The sequence below is a fragment of the Capnocytophaga sp. oral taxon 326 str. F0382 genome, from assembly GCF_000318295.1.
GTDB lineage: Bacteria > Bacteroidota > Bacteroidia > Flavobacteriales > Flavobacteriaceae > Capnocytophaga > Capnocytophaga periodontitidis.
Genome location: NZ_KB291433.1, coordinates 86,961 through 104,172 on the forward strand (window position 1 = coordinate 86,961; position 17,212 = coordinate 104,172).

The 17,212-nt window shown below is 41.0% G+C and carries 12 protein-coding genes; 3 read left to right on the top strand and 9 right to left on the bottom strand.

Annotated elements, in window-relative coordinates:
* Window positions 1-129: 129 nt before the first annotated feature.
* From HMPREF9073_RS10175 to HMPREF9073_RS10210, 8 genes are all read right to left on the bottom strand, one after another.
* Window positions 130-2,586 (bottom strand): TonB-dependent receptor, encoded by a 2,457-nt coding sequence (locus HMPREF9073_RS10175; protein WP_009413658.1) that lies wholly within the window; start codon window positions 2,584-2,586, stop codon window positions 130-132.
* Between the two features lie 75 nt (window positions 2,587-2,661).
* Entirely contained in the window at window positions 2,662-4,833 is a 2,172-nt protein-coding gene (locus tag HMPREF9073_RS10180; protein WP_009413659.1) for a MutS domain V protein, read from the bottom strand.
* On the bottom strand, window positions 4,834-5,430 hold the full coding sequence (locus HMPREF9073_RS15725) for a lipoprotein signal peptidase (protein WP_009413660.1): 597 nt from the start codon (window positions 5,428-5,430) through the stop codon (window positions 4,834-4,836).
* 9 nt (window positions 5,431-5,439) lie between these two features.
* Complete coding sequence (hemE, locus tag HMPREF9073_RS10190; protein WP_009413661.1) at window positions 5,440-6,462, bottom strand: uroporphyrinogen decarboxylase; 1,023 nt, start codon at window positions 6,460-6,462, stop codon at window positions 5,440-5,442.
* A 75-nt stretch (window positions 6,463-6,537) separates the two neighbouring features.
* Entirely contained in the window at window positions 6,538-7,287 is a 750-nt protein-coding gene (gene tpiA, locus HMPREF9073_RS10195; RefSeq protein ID WP_009413662.1) for a triose-phosphate isomerase, read from the bottom strand.
* 31 nt (window positions 7,288-7,318) lie between these two features.
* The gene (gene ychF, locus HMPREF9073_RS10200; RefSeq protein WP_009413663.1) at window positions 7,319-8,410 is read right to left on the bottom strand and encodes a redox-regulated ATPase YchF; all 1,092 of its coding nucleotides are present in this window, start codon (window positions 8,408-8,410) and stop codon (window positions 7,319-7,321) included.
* Window positions 8,411-8,471: 61 nt separating this feature from the next.
* The gene (locus HMPREF9073_RS10205) at window positions 8,472-9,863 is read right to left on the bottom strand and encodes an MATE family efflux transporter (protein WP_009413664.1); all 1,392 of its coding nucleotides are present in this window, start codon (window positions 9,861-9,863) and stop codon (window positions 8,472-8,474) included.
* Between the two features lie 81 nt (window positions 9,864-9,944).
* Window positions 9,945-12,080 (bottom strand): S46 family peptidase, encoded by a 2,136-nt coding sequence (locus HMPREF9073_RS10210; protein ID WP_009413665.1) that lies wholly within the window; start codon window positions 12,078-12,080, stop codon window positions 9,945-9,947.
* 251 nt (window positions 12,081-12,331) lie between these two features.
* On the opposite strand from HMPREF9073_RS10210, the gene gldA reads away from it, so the two are divergent.
* Entirely contained in the window at window positions 12,332-13,231 is a 900-nt protein-coding gene (gldA, locus tag HMPREF9073_RS10215) for a gliding motility-associated ABC transporter ATP-binding subunit GldA (protein WP_009413666.1), read from the top strand.
* Between the two features lie 27 nt (window positions 13,232-13,258).
* Here the strand turns inward: gldA and HMPREF9073_RS10220 are convergent, their stop codons facing one another.
* Window positions 13,259-14,848, bottom strand: a complete 1,590-nt coding sequence (locus tag HMPREF9073_RS10220) for a peptide chain release factor 3 (RefSeq protein WP_009413667.1) — start codon at window positions 14,846-14,848, stop codon at window positions 13,259-13,261.
* Window positions 14,849-15,026: 178 nt separating this feature from the next.
* Here HMPREF9073_RS10220 and HMPREF9073_RS10225 point away from each other — a divergent pair, with 178 nt between their 5' ends.
* On the top strand, window positions 15,027-15,365 hold the full coding sequence (locus tag HMPREF9073_RS10225; protein ID WP_009413668.1) for a hypothetical protein: 339 nt from the start codon (window positions 15,027-15,029) through the stop codon (window positions 15,363-15,365).
* 224 nt (window positions 15,366-15,589) lie between these two features.
* Window positions 15,590-17,035 carry an SWIM zinc finger domain-containing protein gene (locus HMPREF9073_RS10230; protein WP_009413669.1) on the top strand — a complete coding sequence of 482 codons (1,446 nt, stop codon included), beginning with the start codon at window positions 15,590-15,592 and terminating at the stop codon, window positions 17,033-17,035.
* Window positions 17,036-17,212 lie beyond the last annotated feature (177 nt).

The window sequence follows — 17,212 nt, forward strand, 5'->3', positions numbered from 1 at the left end:
CTCGGTTATTAATTCGGGTGCAAAGATACAATCTTTTTTGATATGTACAAAACTAAATTGTAAGATTTTTACCAAGTGTAAGTTATACCACCTACAAAGTTACGTCCGACACCAGGGATAAAGTTTGTTTTATCGACAATGGTGGGGGTAGGTCGCAAGACTCTGTTGCCTACTTTTGCAGGAGGAGGAGGTTACTTGGTCTTGAATTAAATAGCTAGATGCATAAACTGTATCGGCTAAATTATTACCTTGGAAGAAGAACGTCCAGTTTCCTTTTTTAAATCCTATTTTAGCGCCTAACAGTTGATAGGCATCTTGGTAATAAGTATTTTTATGGTCGGTAGGGGTATCTTCAGGGAGTGCTTCAACATTGAACTCGGCAAAGAATCCAGAAGGGTGTTTATAGTCTAAAGCACCATAGATGTAATGTTTAGGGATACCTGCTATTTGGTTACCTTTTAGAGCGCCTCCATCAAAGAAGAAATCGCTGTAATTGTAGTTTACAAAAAGGGTAAAGGCATCACCTCTACTTGAAAATACACGTTTGGCAAAGGTAGATTGCAATGACGCCTCAACTCCTCGGTGGACGGTGATATAAGGAGCGTTTACAGTAATACCATTGATGCCAATTTCGCCATCGGTGAGGGTAAAAATCTCATCTTTTACCCAAGAGTGATAGGCACTTACATTCCACACGAAAGCATCTCCAATATTTCCTTTAGTTCCAATCTCAGCGGTTTGTGCTTTTTGAGCTTTCAATTCAAAGGCTGCAATATTTTTAGCACTGGAATTGGCATTGCTACTATTGGGGAAAATTACTTGTGTACCACTCATTGTAGCACCTCCTGTTAAGCGAATGATTTCAAGGAAGGTAGGAGGTTCATAACTGAAGCTATAATTACCATATACTTGGGCATTATCACTGAACTTATAAATTACACCTGCTTTGGGATTGACAGCATTGTAGGTATACTCATTATCAAGTTTTTTTATAGGAGAAGGGCTTTGAACACGGCGCAAATTTTGACCAGCAAAGAAGGATATAGGTCGGCTGCTACCCTCAAATTTATCTTCTATCTTTCGGGTGTCGTAACTACCTTGTACAGCTACATTCATAAGGAATTTATCGGTGATTTTGTATACATCGGAAATGTAGGCTACAGCGTGGTTTGATAAGAGGTCTTGTTTGGCAAATAATGCACCAAAACTTCCTCTTTCATTGATATTTCGCAATTGATGCATTTTGCCTTGGCTGAGTTGTACCCCTATTGACAAATCGTTTTTACGAGTATTATAATCATAAGTAAGACGCAAACCATAATCGTTGTTGTAATCGTGACGTATATTGGTGGCTATGGGATATACAAAGGCATCATCAGCATATTGGTAATACAAAGTAGCAGTGAGCAAACTATGGTTGTTAAATTTATAAGCCGACTTACTACCAAAACGTGCAATTTTGCTTGATCTATTAGGTTTATCGCGTTGTACATTAGGTCCAAAAGCATAAGGAACTGTGAGTTTAGGAGCTCCGTTTATTTGTTTGCTATCACTTTCGTATTGTTGTTTGGTAAGAGGACCTGGAATATCGAAATACAAATCGGTAAATGAGGCATATAGGCGAGTTTCAAACTTATTGGTAAACTGTCTGCCAATATTGAGCAATGCGTTGAAGCGTTTGGAAGAGTTGTAAGTGCGGTATCCATCGCTTTTGCTATAGGAGGTAGAAATAAAGCCATCGTTTTTGCCAGAAGAAAATCCTGAAGAAAGACTACTGTTGAAGTAATTGAAACTACCCGCTTCCATTTTTACACTAAGAGGAGAGGCGTTATAGCCATTTTTGGTCACGAAGTTCATAGCACCTCCTAAGGTAGCTCCGCCATATTCCATAGCATTAGCTCCGCGATATACTTCTACTAAATTAGATGCTTGAGGTTCTAAAACACCTATAATATAAGAGCCATCAGAAAAGTTTATAGGAATACCATCTTGATATAGGGCAACCCCACGTGATTGTGGATTGCTTTGTATTCCTGAACCTCTGATATTGAGGCGAGGCTGGTCGTTACCACCGAAAAACTCTTGAATAACTACCCCTGGTTGACGCACAAGAGCATCTTTGAGGGTTTGAGAACGCTTTTCGGACAAATCCTTTAAGTTGGCTATATTGGTACCCCCAGGAACTTTATCTAATTTTTTTCGCGATAAACTCTCGGAGTTAGCAATCAAGCTAGGGTTATCGCTCACTACTACTTCTTCCAAAGCAATAGCCTCCTTTGGGAGTGTGAAATCTACGTAAGTGACGCGGTTTTCGTTGTTTTGAAGCGTAACAACGACCGTTTGTTTTTCAAACCCTTCTTTGATAATTTCTAAGGTTACCTCTTTGCCATTAGGTGTAAAGCTGAGCGTATACAGCCCATTAACATCGGTTTGTGTGGCAATGTTAGGGTTCGTCTGCAATTGGATAGACACCCCAGCTACAGGGAACTTGTTTTCATCTAAAATAGTTCCTTTGATTTTGTGATGTTGTCCAAATAGTAGGGGACTTATCACGAGCATTACAAATAATATGATGTGTTTGAACATAAAATATAGTTATTAATTTAGAATGATGCAAAATTAGCAATTATATTTTACGTAGCAAATAAAATTTCGATAAAATTATCTTATTTTCTGTACGAGCTCCAATTCGTCCAAAGAAACAGAGGTAGTAAACGCCCCGTAATTTACTATGGCTTTGCCTTTTTCAATCTTATCGATACTTCCCACGCTCCGGCTGTCTTTAATGCGCACACGGTCGCCTACTGAAAGGGCGCGTTGTAGCTTTTCCTTTTCGGCGCGTTCTTGGGCAATGCGCTCTTTCTTCTCTTCTTTGCGTTGCTGGCGGATAGCCTCCATTTGCTTATGAACTTCTTTGGTAGTAGTTTTTTTCTCCTCTTTTTGCTTGGTACGTTCCTCTTTGCTCATTTGTTTGCGCTTGGCATTTTCCATTTCAATGAGTTTGAGAAATTCGGATACCAAAGGGCGACGCTTACCATCGTAGAAATAACGTTCGGCTATCTGGTCTACCTTACTACCTAAGGTAATCATACGTTGGCTTTGGTCATAGAGTTCTTGATAATTTACGAGCTTGCTTTTTACTTTATCATTGAGTTCCTCCAAACGTTTGGCTTCTTCGCGGGCTCTGGTTTCCTCATCTTTCAGGGTTTCGGCAGTTTTTTCCATTTTGGAGCGTTCTTTCTGCAATTTGGCGATAGTGGCATCAAAACGCACTTTTCCTTTCTCTATTTTTTTCTTAGCCCGATTGATGAGGCTAAACGGAATCCCATTTTTCTGCGCCACTTCAAAAGTGAAAGAACTTCCCGCTTCGCCTATTATCAGCTTATAGATGGGCTCTAAGGTTTTATCGTTGAAAAGCATATTGGCATTGCTGGCGTGGGGTAATTCATCTGCCAGCATTTTTAAATTGGTGTAATGGGTGGTAATCACCCCAAAAGCCTTTCGGTGGTAGAACTCTTCTAAGAATATTTCAGCCAAAGCACCTCCTAATTCGGGGTCACTACCTGTCCCGAACTCATCTATCAAAAACAAGGTGCGGTGATTGCACTTTTTGAGGAAGTAATTCATATTTTTGAGTCGGTAGCTGTATGTGCTAAGGTGGTTTTCAATAGATTGGTTATCGCCGATATCGGTAAGAATGCGTTCAAACAAACACATTTTAGAACGATGATGCACCGGAACGAGCATTCCACTTTGTAACATTAATTGCAATAAGCCAATGGTTTTAAGCGTAATACTCTTTCCGCCCGCATTAGGTCCCGAGATGACAATAATACGATTTTCATCATTCAGTTCTATGGTTTGAGGGAAGGTAGTAACACCTTTTTTGGCATTGTTTAGGTACAGCAAAGGGTGATATGCTTCACGGAGGAATAGTTCGCGCTCCTGAGTGATTTCTGGTAAAAGGGCGTTCATTTGGTGAGCGTACTTGGCTTTGGCGCAAATAATATCAACGGCTGTAATGTATCGCTGATAGTCTTTCAGCAAATCGGCAAACTGACTGATGAAGGCAGTAAGTTCTCTTAATATACGCTGGATTTCCTCTTTTTCGTCATAAAGCAAATTGGAGAGTTCGCGAGAGTAGATTTCGGTTTGTCGCGGTTCTATATACACTATGCTACCCGTTTTTGAGCTCCCCCATACGGTGCCTTGTACTTTTCGGCGGTACATCGCTTTCACTGCCAATACGCGGCGGTTTTCTACTACGGTTTCGCGGATATCATCAAGATAGTCGGCAGTGTTATACTCGGCGAGAGCACGGTTGAAACTTTCGTTGAGTTTTCCTTTCAAGGCGCTCAGCTCGCGACGTATATTGCCAAGTGTAGGAGAGGCTTCGTTTTTTATCTCGCCGTACTTGTCTAACACTTTATCGATAGCGTTCAGCAGTTCGGTAGTATACTCGATACTATCAGAGGTTTCGAAAAGGGTAGGGTATAGCGTTTTGAACTTCTTAAAGAAGAGAATTTGAGTGTTTACAACCTCGCTGATACGATGAATCTTCCTAATGCTCGACACTTCTAACAAGGCGTTTTCAATAGATAGAAGTTTAATTTCGGAAGTGATAGATTCGCAATAGTGTGAAGGGATTGTGTTGTTATTATCAAAAGACGATAGGTATTCATTGGTTTGATTCAGTGCCAATAACAGCGTCTCCTGATTGTCGAAAGGCTTGATACGTAAGGCGTATTTCTTGCCGAGTTCAGTAAAGCAAAGGTCAGACAAATGAGAGAGTACCATAGGGAACTCTAAGTCTTCAAGTGTTTTTGTATTCATTTAGTTTTTAGGAAATATCTTTTTGTGATATAAAATCATCAGCCCCACTGCTATACATATTGCAGAGTCTGCCACATTGAACACGGGCTCGAAGAAACGAAAGCGTTCGCCTCCCCAAAAGGGTACCCAGCTGGGAAGTGTAGTATCGATAATAGGGAAGTAGAACATATCCACCACTTTGCCGTGCAAGAGGGTTCCGTAAGGATTTTCGGCAAATAGGGTAGCAATGTTACCATAACTATGGTCGAAAATTATGCCATAAAACACCGAATCGATGATATTGCCCAGTGCTCCTGCCAATATCAAAGAAATGCAAATGATAAGTATCTTAGGTTGTTGCTTTCTCACTGCCGATACCAGCCAATAGCCGATACCTATTACCGCTACAATGCGGAAGAGGGTAAGAATGAGTTTGCCGTATTCGCCGGGAATTTTAGTACCCCAAGCTGCGCCTTCGTTTTCTACAAAGTAGATTTGAAACCAACTGAAAACGGTTACGGCTTCGTTGAGGATAAAGTGTGTTTTGATGTATATTTTGCTCCATTGGTCGATGATAAGTACCAACAGAATAATAAGGAATGCGTGTTTTAATTTCATATTTTTTTCTTAATGATATTCTTTTACAGCTTCTACAAAGGCGATAGCGTTTTCAACGGGGACATTAGGCAGGATGCCGTGTCCTAAGTTAGCGATGTAGTGGTCTTTGCCAAAAGCATCGATCATTTCTTTTACTTTTTTCTTAATTTGAGCAGGAGGAGCGAGCAACTGTGAAGGGTCGAAGTTACCTTGTAGTACTTTATTGCCACCCGTGAGCTGACGTGCTGTTTTTGGAGCACAAGTCCAATCGACACCTAAAGCAGCGGCTTTAGAAGTAGCCATTTCGGGGAGGGCATACCAACAACCTTTAGCAAACACTATCACTTTGGTAAGCGGAGCAAGTGCTTCTACTATTTGGTTAAGGTATTGCCAAGAAAAAGTACGATAGTCGTCAGGGGCTAAAACGCCCCCCCAGCTATCGAACAATTGTACGGCATCGACACCTGTTTTTACTTTTTCTTTGAGGTAGAGAATGGTAGTATCGGTAATTTTTTGCAATAGTTGATGCGCTAACTCAGGTTGCGTGAAGCAAAACTCTTTGGCAGTAGCATAGTCGCGTGAACCAGCCCCTTCGACGGCATAACAGAGTATCGTCCAAGGAGATCCAGCAAAACCGATGAGAGGTACACGATTGTTGAGCATTTGTTTGGTAAGTTTGACAGCTTCTATCACATACCCCAAACGCTCTTGGATATTAGGAATTGTTACTTGCACTACATCCTTAGCAGTACGAATAGGGTTAGGCAACCAAGGTCCGACACCTTTCTTCATTTCAAAAGGTATGTTCATTGCTTGGGGTACTACCAATATATCGGAAAATAAGATAGCGGCATCTACACCTACTATATCGACAGGTTGTACGGTAATTTCGGCTGCCAACTCAGGGGTTTGGCAACGCGTGAAGAAGTCGTATTTGTCGCGTAAAGCTCTAAATTCAGGTAGATATCTGCCTGCTTGTCGCATCATCCATACGGGAGGACGCTGGGTAGTTTCGCCGTTGAGTACTCTAAGGAATAAGTCGTTTTGTAACATTTTTTAGATTGAAAGCAGTAAACTTTGTCAAAGTCCCAGAGAACTTTGACAAAGTTTGTGTATTAACAATAACAATTAAATACTTTTGATGATAGTAACAAAATCATCGGCTTTGAGGGCAGCGCCTCCGATGAGACCGCCATCAACGTCTTCTTTAGCGAAGATTTCTTTAGCATTATCAGGTTTTACGCTACCACCATACAAGATAGATACTTTATCAGCTACTTCTTTACCATATTTATCAGCGATAGTTTTGCGGATGAAGTGGTGGATTTCTTGCGCTTGTTCTGGAGTTGCAGTTTCGCCTGTACCAATTGCCCATACGGGTTCATAAGCCAATACGATGTGTTGCCAAGCCTCAGCAGGCAAGTGGAACAAGCCGTTTTTGATTTGGCTACCTACAACGTCGAAGTGTTTGTTAGCTTTACGATCGGCTAATTCTTCACCGATGCAGAATACTACACGCATATTGTGTTTGAGAGCAGTATCTACTTTTTTAGCCAAACTTTCGTCGGTTTCGTTGAAGTAAGCACGGCGTTCGGAGTGACCTAAAATAGTGGTTTTTACGCCAATACTATTCAACATTTCAGCTGAAATCTCACCAGTATAAGCACCGCTTTCGGCAAAGTGCATATTTTGGGCAATCACTTCGATTTTACTACCTTTAGCAGCGTCTACTGCTGGGATAAGGTTTACAAAGGTAGGGGCAATCATTACCTCGGCATCAGTTTGAGGTACTTTTTTCAATAGGTCGGAAATGAGGGCTAACGATTTGTTGAGGTCGTTGTTCATTTTCCAGTTACCTGCTACAATTTTTTTTCTCATATAATGAAATATTTATAATTAGCAATTTTGGTTATACGTTGAAGCGGAAGTGCATAATGTCACCGTCTTTTACAATATATTCTTTACCTTCGACGCGCATTTTTCCAGCTTCTTTGACTTTAGCTTCACTACCATAGGTGATGAAATCATCATAAGCAATTACTTCGGCGCGGATGAATCCTTTTTCGAAATCAGTATGGATAACGCCAGCAGCTTGAGGAGCCGTATCTCCTTTGTGGATTGTCCAAGCGCGAACTTCTTTTACTCCTGCGGTGAAGTAAGTTTGCAAGTTTAGCAAATGATAAGCAGCTCGAATCAATTTAGAAGCACCAGGCTCGTCTAATCCTATATCTTCCAAGAACATTTGGCGTTCCTCATAGCTTTCTAATTCGGTGATATCAGCTTCAGTAGCTACAGCTAAAACGATGATTTCGGCTTCTTCATTTTTCACCACTTCTCTTACACGTTCTACATAAGCATTACCATTTTTAGCTGATTTTTCATCGACATTACACACGTATAACACAGGTTTAGCAGTGAGCAATTGAAAGCTCTCTAATAATTCTTTTTCGTCGTCGGCTACTTGTACAGCGCGGGCAGAAACGCCAGTGAGCAAAGCGTCTTTCACACGATTGAGCAAGTCCATTTCCTTAGCGGCTTTTTTATCGCCAGCTTTGGCAGCACGGGTTACTTTTTCGAGGCGTTTTTCGACAGTTTCGAGGTCTTTTAGTTGTAGTTCTATATCAATAGTTTCTTTATCGCGGATGGGGTCTACACTGCCATCGACGTGTACGATATTGTCGTTTTCAAAGCAGCGCAACACGTGGATAATAGCATTACACTCACGTATATTTCCTAAAAATTGGTTGCCTAAACCTTCACCTTTGCTCGCACCTTTTACAAGACCTGCGATGTCTACAATTTCTACGGTTGCAGGTAATACACGTTCAGGTTTTACAAGAGTTTCGAGTTTTTCTAAACGGGGATCGGGTACATTTACTACCCCTAAATTAGGTTCTATAGTGCAAAACGGGAAGTTGGCACTTTGAGCTTTAGCATTTGATAAACAATTAAATAGAGTAGACTTTCCCACGTTGGGCAGTCCAACAATTCCTGCTTTCATATTCGTTTTTTAAATTAAAGAGCGTGCAAAGGTAATAATAATTTGTCAATTAGGCAATTTGTTAATTGGGTAATTTATGACCGTTGGCGATGAGTCGCAAGCTGATATGGTTGAACCTATACAAGAGGCATATAGCAGCAGCAGTGAGTCCTGTGAGTAATCCTATCCAAATACCCATAGTACCTAAAGAAGTGTGAAGTCCTAAAAAACAAAGAATAGGGAAGGCAATGAGCCAATAGGCTATAAAGGTAATGACCATAGGAATTTTGGCATCTTGGACTCCACGCAATGCCCCAAGTGCTGTAACTTGTAATCCATCGGAGATTTGGAAAATAGCAGCAATCAATAATAGATTAGCAGCTTCGCTTATTACAGCTGCATTGGTAGCTGCTTTTTCGATATTGTCCATTTCCAAATACAATGAGGGTAACCAATCGCGTAATAAGGCTAAGAGTCCTGCAAAAAAGACTTGGGTACACAACACTAATAAGAATACAGAAAAGGCTACCCGACGTAAATTGACATAGTTTTTAGCTCCTAACTGATTGCCGACACGTATCATAGCTGTGATACCTAAGCCGTTAGCAACCATAAAAGTCATACTTGATAGGTTGAGAGCTATTTGGTTAGCTGAGAGTTGGTTTTCGCCCAATACACCGCTTATCCATATAGCAGCAGAGAAAATACCTGTTTCAAAAATCATCTGTAATCCTGTAGGTAGCCCGATGTTGCTTATTTTTCTTATCATTGGTTCAGTTATGTTTTTGAAACTGATATGAGTAACGTATTCTTTAGTTTTAGGTAAATACTTGAGCATATAATAGAGCATTATAGGCATTGCTATACGCGAAATGAGCGTTCCTACTCCAGCACCTAATACTCCTAATTTTGGGCAACCCCAATTGCCATAGATGAAGAGATAATTACCAAATATATTGATAAGGTTTGCCAATAAGGTAACATACATTGCATATTTGGTCATAGAAAGACCATCGGCGAATTGTTTGAAAGTGCTGAATACGCCTAAAGGTATCAATGAAAAGGCAACCAAATGAGTGTAGGGGACTGCTAAAGCGATTACATTTTCACTTTGTCCTGTGATTCTCATCACCGGTTCAACAAAGAACATCAGCAAGAAAAGTACTGTGCTGAGTATGATATTGAGCAGCATACTATGGTTGAGAATGGATTGCACGGTTTGTTTATCGCCAGCTTCATCATTCATTGCTACTAAGGAAGTAGTAGCCACCGAGAAGCCTATAACGAAGGACATAGCGATAAAGATAGCGGTATTTCCCAAAGCAGCGGCACCGAGCTCGGTAATGCCTACTTTGCCTACCATTACATTATCGACAAAACCTACAAAGGTGTGCCCCAACATTCCTAAAATGACGGGGTAAGCAATCTTGAAGTTGTATTTAAATTCTTTTGTGTAGTTTGATAAGTTAGGCATAAGGGGTCAGGGATCAGGTATCAGGTGTCAGGGGATAGGGATTAACCTATCCTCTAACTCCTAATTTCTAATTTCTACTCTTTATTGTACTGTTTCAATTTCGTTGATGATGTTTTTAGCATTGGCATAAATATCAATTACCCAAAGTACATAGCGGATATCGACATTGATGGTGCGCTGTAGTTGTTTATCAAAAATTACATCGCCTGCCATTGCTTCGATATTACCATCGAAAGCGAGACCTATGAGTTCTCCTTTGCCATTCATCACGGGTGATCCAGAGTTACCGCCAGTAATGTCGTTGTTGGTAAGGAAGTTTACGTGCATAGAGCCATCTTTGTCTATATATCTACCAAACTCTTTCTTTTTATAAAGGTCGAGCATACGTTGAGACATATCGAACTCAGGGTCGCCTTTTTTGTATTTAGCCATTAAAGATTTGAAAGTGGTATAGTAGTTCTTTTTTACATCGGGGTTGCGTTTATCGGCAGCCAACGGACTTACTGTACCATAGGTAAGGCGCAAGGTGGAATTAGCATCAGGGTACAAGATTGTGCTAATTTTAGAATCACGCATTCCTTTTACGAACTTGCGGTAGGCTTTGGCATAGCTATCTTCTAAGTCTATAATCTCTTGAGAAGGTGAACGGAAGTCTTCGACAAGGGCTTCAGCGAGTTGCAATAAAGGGTCTTTTAAGAGTTCTTCTACATCGCGTTGTGTATTAGCTTGTAAGGCTTCTTTACTGCGGTAAATGCTACCTGCTAAGAGTTCATTGACATACTTGAGGAAGTTACCTTTGTATTTGGTTTTAACATCTTTTAGCAAAGCAGGTACATTATTCCCCTTGTTGGCATAGAGTTGCAACATATCAGCAAGGATTTCTTTTTCGACATTAGCGTTTATCTTATCGTAATTAGCAAGGATGTTGTCAATTCTGTTTTGCAAGTCGGTTTCGGGCATACCACCACGTTGGGCGGCAGCGACAGTGTTGATGTATAGGGAAGGTATTTTGATAAAGAAAGAAGCGCGGGACAAGATACTCACGTAGTTCTCATCGGCAGAGCGCAAGTTTGTCTTCTCAAAATATTTAGCCAAAGTGTTGAGCACTTCGCCGTATTCGGCTTTATTTTCGGTTTTGTTAGCCCATTTTCCAAAAATAGCTTCGGTTTTGCGTTTTTCAGCGGCTGTTTTATGGGCTGTAAGGGCATCAATCATACCTTGGCGGTTTTTCCAATAGTTGGCTAATTGAGAGTATAAAGAGGCGTATTGCAAGCGTACGGCATCGTCTTTATCCATATAGCGTTTCATTGCATCCATTGCTGTTTTAGAGGCTTCGACCCAAGCAGGATAAGCATATTTTACTTTTTGATCTACCCAATAAGAGCTTTCCCAACGATTGGTGCGTCCAGGGTATCCCATAATCATCGCAAAGTCCTTATCTTGTACGCCTTTGAGGCTCACTTTAAGGTAACGTTTGGCTTTAAGAGGAATGTTGTTAGGAGAATAGTCGGCGGCATTTCCATCTTTATCAGTGTATACACGGAAGAGAGAGAAATCACCTGTTTGGCGAGGCCATTCCCAGTTGTCGGTATCACCACCGAATTTTCCGATGTTTTCAGGAGGGGTACCTACGAGGCGTACATCTTTGAAATCTTGATATACAAAGTAATAATATTCATTACCTTGGAAGAATGAACGCACAGAAACTACATATTTACCACCTTCGCTGTTTTCTTTTTGTATTTTAGACATTTCTTGGTTGAGAGCGGCTTCGCGTTCTTTTTCGCTCATTGAGGGAGTAACAGCTGCTAACATACGATCGGTTACATTGTCCATACGGACGAAGAAACGGACGAATGATTGTTTAGGGGAGAGTTCTTCGGCGTGAGAACGCGCCCAGAATCCGTTCTTTAAGTGGTTGCTTTCGGGGGTAGAAAGCTGGGCAATATTGCCATAACCACAGTGGTGGTTAGTGAGTACCAATCCATCTTTGGAGATGATACTCGCTGTACAACCTCCATTAAATTGTACGATAGCATCTTTGAGACTGTTGTTATTGATGCTATAAATTTCTTGCGCAGTGAGTTGTAATCCTAACTTCTGCATATCTCTCTGGTTGAGACGTTCGATGAACATCAAAAACCACATTCCTTCATCAGCTCTTGCTACGGGAGTGAGCAATAAGAAAGCTAATATTACAAGTGTTATTTTCTTCATAAAAAAGTGATATAATGATTTATTAGGGGGCAAAGGTACAAAATAATTAACAATTAACAATTGATAATTAACAATTAATATGGGAGCGGTGGGAGGTGCGATCCGCACGGGCAGGTGGTGGGAGTAGTGGGAGTGGTGGGAGTAGTGGGAGTGGTGGGAGTGGTGTGAGTGGTGGGAGGAATTAAAATATATTTAGAAATAATTTGTTAGAATAAAGAAATATTGTACTTTTGAGCCCAAAATAAAATGAAATGTCAGTAACAGTCAATCAATTAACAAAGATATATGGACAGCAAACGGCTGTAAATGCTATTAGCTTTGAGCTCCAGAAGGGAGAAATTACCGGTTTTTTAGGTCCTAATGGAGCAGGGAAATCTACAACAATGAAGATGATCACGGGGGCTTTGATCCCTACCAGTGGCTCGGTTACTATTAACGGTATTGATATACTTCAGCATCCTATTGAGGCACAGAAGACTATTGGCTATTTGCCTGAACATAATCCTCTGTATACCGAAATGTATGTGAGGGAATATTTGCGCTTCACCGCTGACTTATATTCCAACGTGCCTAAGAGTAGAGTGGAGGAGGTGATTGCCCTTACGGGACTCACTCCAGAGAGCAATAAAAAGATAGAGGCACTCTCGAAAGGTTATCGCCAACGTGTGGGACTCGCTTCAGCTCTTATTCACGATCCTGAGATACTCATTCTCGATGAGCCAACAACAGGACTCGACCCAAATCAGTTGGTTGAGATACGGCATATTATTAAGGAGCTTGGCAAAGAGAAGACAGTTTTGCTTTCGTCGCATATTATGCAGGAAATTCAGGCGGTTGCCGATAGGGTAATCGTACTGCACCAAGGCAATATAGTGCTTGATAAGAAGATGAGTGAGCTGCAAGGCAAGGAACAAGTGATAGAAGTAGCGTTCGATTTCCGTGTAGAGGAACGCCTTTTACGTGCTTTGCCAAATGTGTCGGCAGCGCAGAATGTATATGATTTCTTATATCAAATCACCTTTGACACAGAGGAAGATATGCGCCCTGTTGTGTTTGACTTTGCTAAGGAGAACGGATTGAAAATCCTCCAAATCAACCATAAACATAGAGACTTGGAGGAAACGTTTATTCAGGTAACAGGGGGTAGGTAATAGGTGTCAGGGGACAGGTGTCAAGGGTTAGTACTCGGATGTGAAGTGTAGCTTCAGGTTCGGGTATTTTTGTTTTACCATCTCGATAGAGAATGCGGAGTCGGCAAGGAAGACTAATTGATTCTGTTTGTCGCGTGCTAAGAACTTCTGTTTTACACGTAGGAAATCGAGATATTCGGGGTCTTTAGGGTTTTCGGGCGCTTCTACCCAGCAGGCTTTGTAGATAGGGAAGTTTTCATAACTACACTTCGCTCCATATTCGTGTTCCAATCGGTATTGAATGACCTCATATTGAAGCGCTCCTACTGTTCCAATGACCTTGCGACCATTGAAATCTAATTTGAAGAGCTGTGCTACGCCTTCGTCCATTAGCTGGTCGATGCCCTTTTCTAATTGTTTGGATTTCAGTGGATCGGCGTTATTGATGTAACGGAAATGTTCAGGAGAGAAACTCGGTATTCCCTTGAAGTGTAGCATTTCGCCTTCGGTGAGTGTATCTCCGATTTTAAAATTCCCTGTGTCGTGCAAGCCTACAATATCCCCTGCATAAGATATATCCACTACTTCTTTTTTTTCGGCAAAGAAAGCATTCGGGCTGGAGAACTTCAGCTTCTTGCCAAGGCGTGTGTGCAAATAGGGTTTATTGCGTTCAAAAGTGCCTGAAACAATCTTCACGAATGCTAAACGATCGCGGTGGTTAGGGTCCATATTGGCGTGAATCTTGAAGACGAAACCTGTGAAGGAGGGTTCATCGGGGTTTACGATGCGCTCTTCGCTGGCTTTGGGACGTGGTGAAGGGGCGATTTCGACAAAGCAATCGAGTAACTCACGTACGCCAAAATTGTTGAGTGCCGAGCCAAAGAAAACGGGTTGCTGCTCTCCATTGAGGTAGGCTTCACGATCGAATTTTGGGTATACTTCATATACTAATTCTAAATCGGAACGAAGGTTTGCCGCAGAACGTTCGGATATTATCTTCTCTAATTCAGGGCTATTGATGTCGTTGAAGGCGATAGTTTCTTCTATATTCTTTCGGCTGTCGCTAGAAAATAGGTTGATATTCTTCTCCCAAATGTTATAAATTCCTTTGAAATCATAGCCTATTCCGATGGGAAAACTCAGTGGTGTTACCTTTAAGCCGAGTTTTTGTTCCACTTCATCTAAGAGGTCGAAGGCGTCTTTCCCTTCACGGTCTAACTTGTTGATGAAGACAATCATAGGGATGTTACGCATACGGCATACTTCGACGAGCTTTTCGGTTTGTTCTTCTATCCCTTTGGCGACGTCGATGACTACGATGACGCTATCGACGGCGGTGAGAGTGCGGAAGGTGTCTTCGGCGAAATCCTTGTGACCAGGGGTGTCTAAGATGTTTATTTTATGTTCTTTATAATTGAAAGCGAGTACTGAAGTGGCAACGGAAATTCCGCGTTGGCGTTCAATTTCCATAAAGTCGGAGGTAGCTCCTTTTTTTATTTTATTTGATTTTACGGCGCCGGCTTCTTGTATAGCCCCTCCGAAGAGTAGAAGTTTTTCGGTGAGGGTAGTTTTTCCGGCATCGGGGTGAGATATAATGCCAAAGGTACGGCGCTTTTGTATTTCTTGTTGTAAAGACATAGTGTTTATTTGTCGATTTGTATATTAGCTGATTTGTAAATTGGGGGCAAAGGTACAAAATATTTATAAATAGAAAATAAGAAAAAGAGTGAATTTATTGGTAATTTAAGGGTAAAATTTTGTAATTGAAGATTTTATTATATTTTTGTGCACTCTTTTTTAAGTAATAAGTTACATTATGAATAAGGTAAAGATTTTGCTATTATTATGTATTGGTGGTCTTTTTGGCTGTCAATGGTTTGGTAGTCAGAAGGCTAAGGAAGCTACACCTGCTGTTGATTCACTTGTTGTGAAAGATACTTCGGCTTATATCAGTTTAGAAGAAGCAGAGGATAGAGTGCTTGCTTTGCCTTTGGCTAAACGAGTGGCTAAGTATATAGAGACGATTTCGGAGGGGAAGAGGGGTATTAGTTATTTTTCGGATACTGCTACTATTGACGGTGAAGAGTTTTATGAGATAAGGATAGGATATGATAGTTCTATTCGGTTTGAAACGTATTATTCTTTATGTAAATAGGAACAATGGCGATGATATCCGGATTATACAGCCTGTTTCGGGGGATATTATTCCGATTTCAGCCTTTAATGATGAAGTACCTGAAGAACATAGAGCTTTGTAGGAAGAATCACACTTTGGATGGTTGATTGATATTAGATAGAGTTCAAAAGAGTAATACTTGCTTTTTAGATTGTTTTTAGTATCTTTGCGCTTTAAAGTATATAAAAATCACAATATAAAATATGATAGAAGTAACACAACAGAAGATTGAAGAGCTTGCCCCCAATGCTGAGGCGGCTAAAAAAGGGCGTGAGTTGGTGAAGAAAAACAAATTCAGCAACTTAAAAATCAACGCAGAAAAGAACCTTATATGGGGTGAATGCGCAGGGAGTGGGAAGAATCCTTACTACTGCTCTGCCGATTATGTAGACCCTAATAACCCTGTATTCCGCTGTAACTGTCCGAGTCGTCAGTTTCCGTGTAAACACTCTGTGGGTTTGCTTTACTGTTTTGAAGCGAATGCAGGTCAGTTTACCGAAGGAGAAGTACCTGAGGACATTCTCTCTAAACGTGAGAAGATAGAGAAGAAACAAGAGAAAAAAGCCCAAGAAAAGGAATCTATCAAAGAGAAAGCCGAGAAGCCTAAGAAGGTGAATAAGGCGGCTTTCACTAAGAAGGTTGATGCCCAGCTCACTGGTATCGAAACTGCCCAAAAGCTGTTGCGCGATATGGTGAATACGGGGCTTTCATCAGTGGATGCTAAAATGCGTGCGACTCTCAAAACACAGATAAAAGACTTAGGAAACTACTACATAGGAGGTATTCAAACGGCTTTCAACAATCTGTTGCTTTCTATTGAGGAAGTAAAGAATGAGGAATATACTGCGGTGGTAGACAACTTAAACTATCTTTCGGCTTTGCTTAAAAAAGCTACTGACTACCTTAAGGCGCGCAAGGAAGATCCAGAAGGAACGCCTGAACTGTCTTCAGCAATTGAAGAGCAAATAGGCTATGTGTGGAAACTTGTTGAGTTGATGCAGTATGGGCAATATGAGGAGAATGCTTCTTTGGTGCAATTGTCGTTCAACAGTTATGACAACGAGGCACGCAAAGAGTATGTAGATGAGGGGGTATGGCTCAATCTCAAAACGGGTAAAATCTATAAAACGTTGAACTATCGTCCTTATAAAGCTGCGAAGTATATTAAAGAAGACAACAGTGTGTTCAGTGTGTTGCAACTAAAAGACCTTTACATCTATCCTGGAGATACCAATCCGCGTATTCGTTGGGAGGCTGATGGAGCTTCAGAGCGTCCGCTATCACAAGCTGACCTTGCAACAGTGAAAGGTTTTGCTTCGGGGCAATTTGCCGAGACGATAAAGGCTGTAAAGAACACTATTAAGAATCCGCTAATGGATAAACACCCTGTAGTGCTTTTGGCGTTGCATAAGGCTTATAGAGTAGGGGAGGACTTGGTAGTAGAAGATGCTAATGGTTTTGCTATCACCCTAAGAGATATTGAGGAAGGCGCTGTATCACCAACGGGCAATCTGAAGTCGTTTTTGCCAGCAAATGCCGAGGGGCTTTCCCTTGTGGTAATGATGCACAACGATGTAGCCAGCGGATTGCTATCAGCGCAACCACTTTCACTTATCACAGCAGAGAAAGTAATTAGACTACTCTACTAATACTAAATTATACAATAGCTAAAAAGCCCCCGTTCCCCCGAAGGGGAACAATCCGCAAAAGCAAGAATTTATTAGCAAATAATTATTTTAATGCGGACTTTGGGTTAATTGTTAATTATCAATTGTCAATTATTATGAAGCCTTTATACGATTTACAACAAGAACTGAACCGCTTGT

Coding starts and splice junctions, on each gene's coding strand:
- hemE (WP_009413661.1), bottom strand. CDS start 6,462: ATGTTACAAAACGACTTATTCCTTAGAGTACTCAACGGCGAAACTACC.
- HMPREF9073_RS10225 (WP_009413668.1), top strand. CDS start 15,027: ATGAATAAGGTAAAGATTTTGCTATTATTATGTATTGGTGGTCTTTTT.
- gldA (WP_009413666.1), top strand. CDS start 12,332: ATGTCAGTAACAGTCAATCAATTAACAAAGATATATGGACAGCAAACG.
- HMPREF9073_RS10210 (WP_009413665.1), bottom strand. CDS start 12,080: ATGAAGAAAATAACACTTGTAATATTAGCTTTCTTATTGCTCACTCCC.
- tpiA (WP_009413662.1), bottom strand. CDS start 7,287: ATGAGAAAAAAAATTGTAGCAGGTAACTGGAAAATGAACAACGACCTC.
- HMPREF9073_RS15725 (WP_009413660.1), bottom strand. CDS start 5,430: ATGAAATTAAAACACGCATTCCTTATTATTCTGTTGGTACTTATCATC.
- ychF (WP_009413663.1), bottom strand. CDS start 8,410: ATGAAAGCAGGAATTGTTGGACTGCCCAACGTGGGAAAGTCTACTCTA.
- HMPREF9073_RS10180 (WP_009413659.1), bottom strand. CDS start 4,833: ATGAATACAAAAACACTTGAAGACTTAGAGTTCCCTATGGTACTCTCT.
- HMPREF9073_RS10230 (WP_009413669.1), top strand. CDS start 15,590: ATGATAGAAGTAACACAACAGAAGATTGAAGAGCTTGCCCCCAATGCT.
- HMPREF9073_RS10220 (WP_009413667.1), bottom strand. CDS start 14,848: ATGTCTTTACAACAAGAAATACAAAAGCGCCGTACCTTTGGCATTATA.
- HMPREF9073_RS10175 (WP_009413658.1), bottom strand. CDS start 2,586: ATGTTCAAACACATCATATTATTTGTAATGCTCGTGATAAGTCCCCTA.
- HMPREF9073_RS10205 (WP_009413664.1), bottom strand. CDS start 9,863: ATGCCTAACTTATCAAACTACACAAAAGAATTTAAATACAACTTCAAG.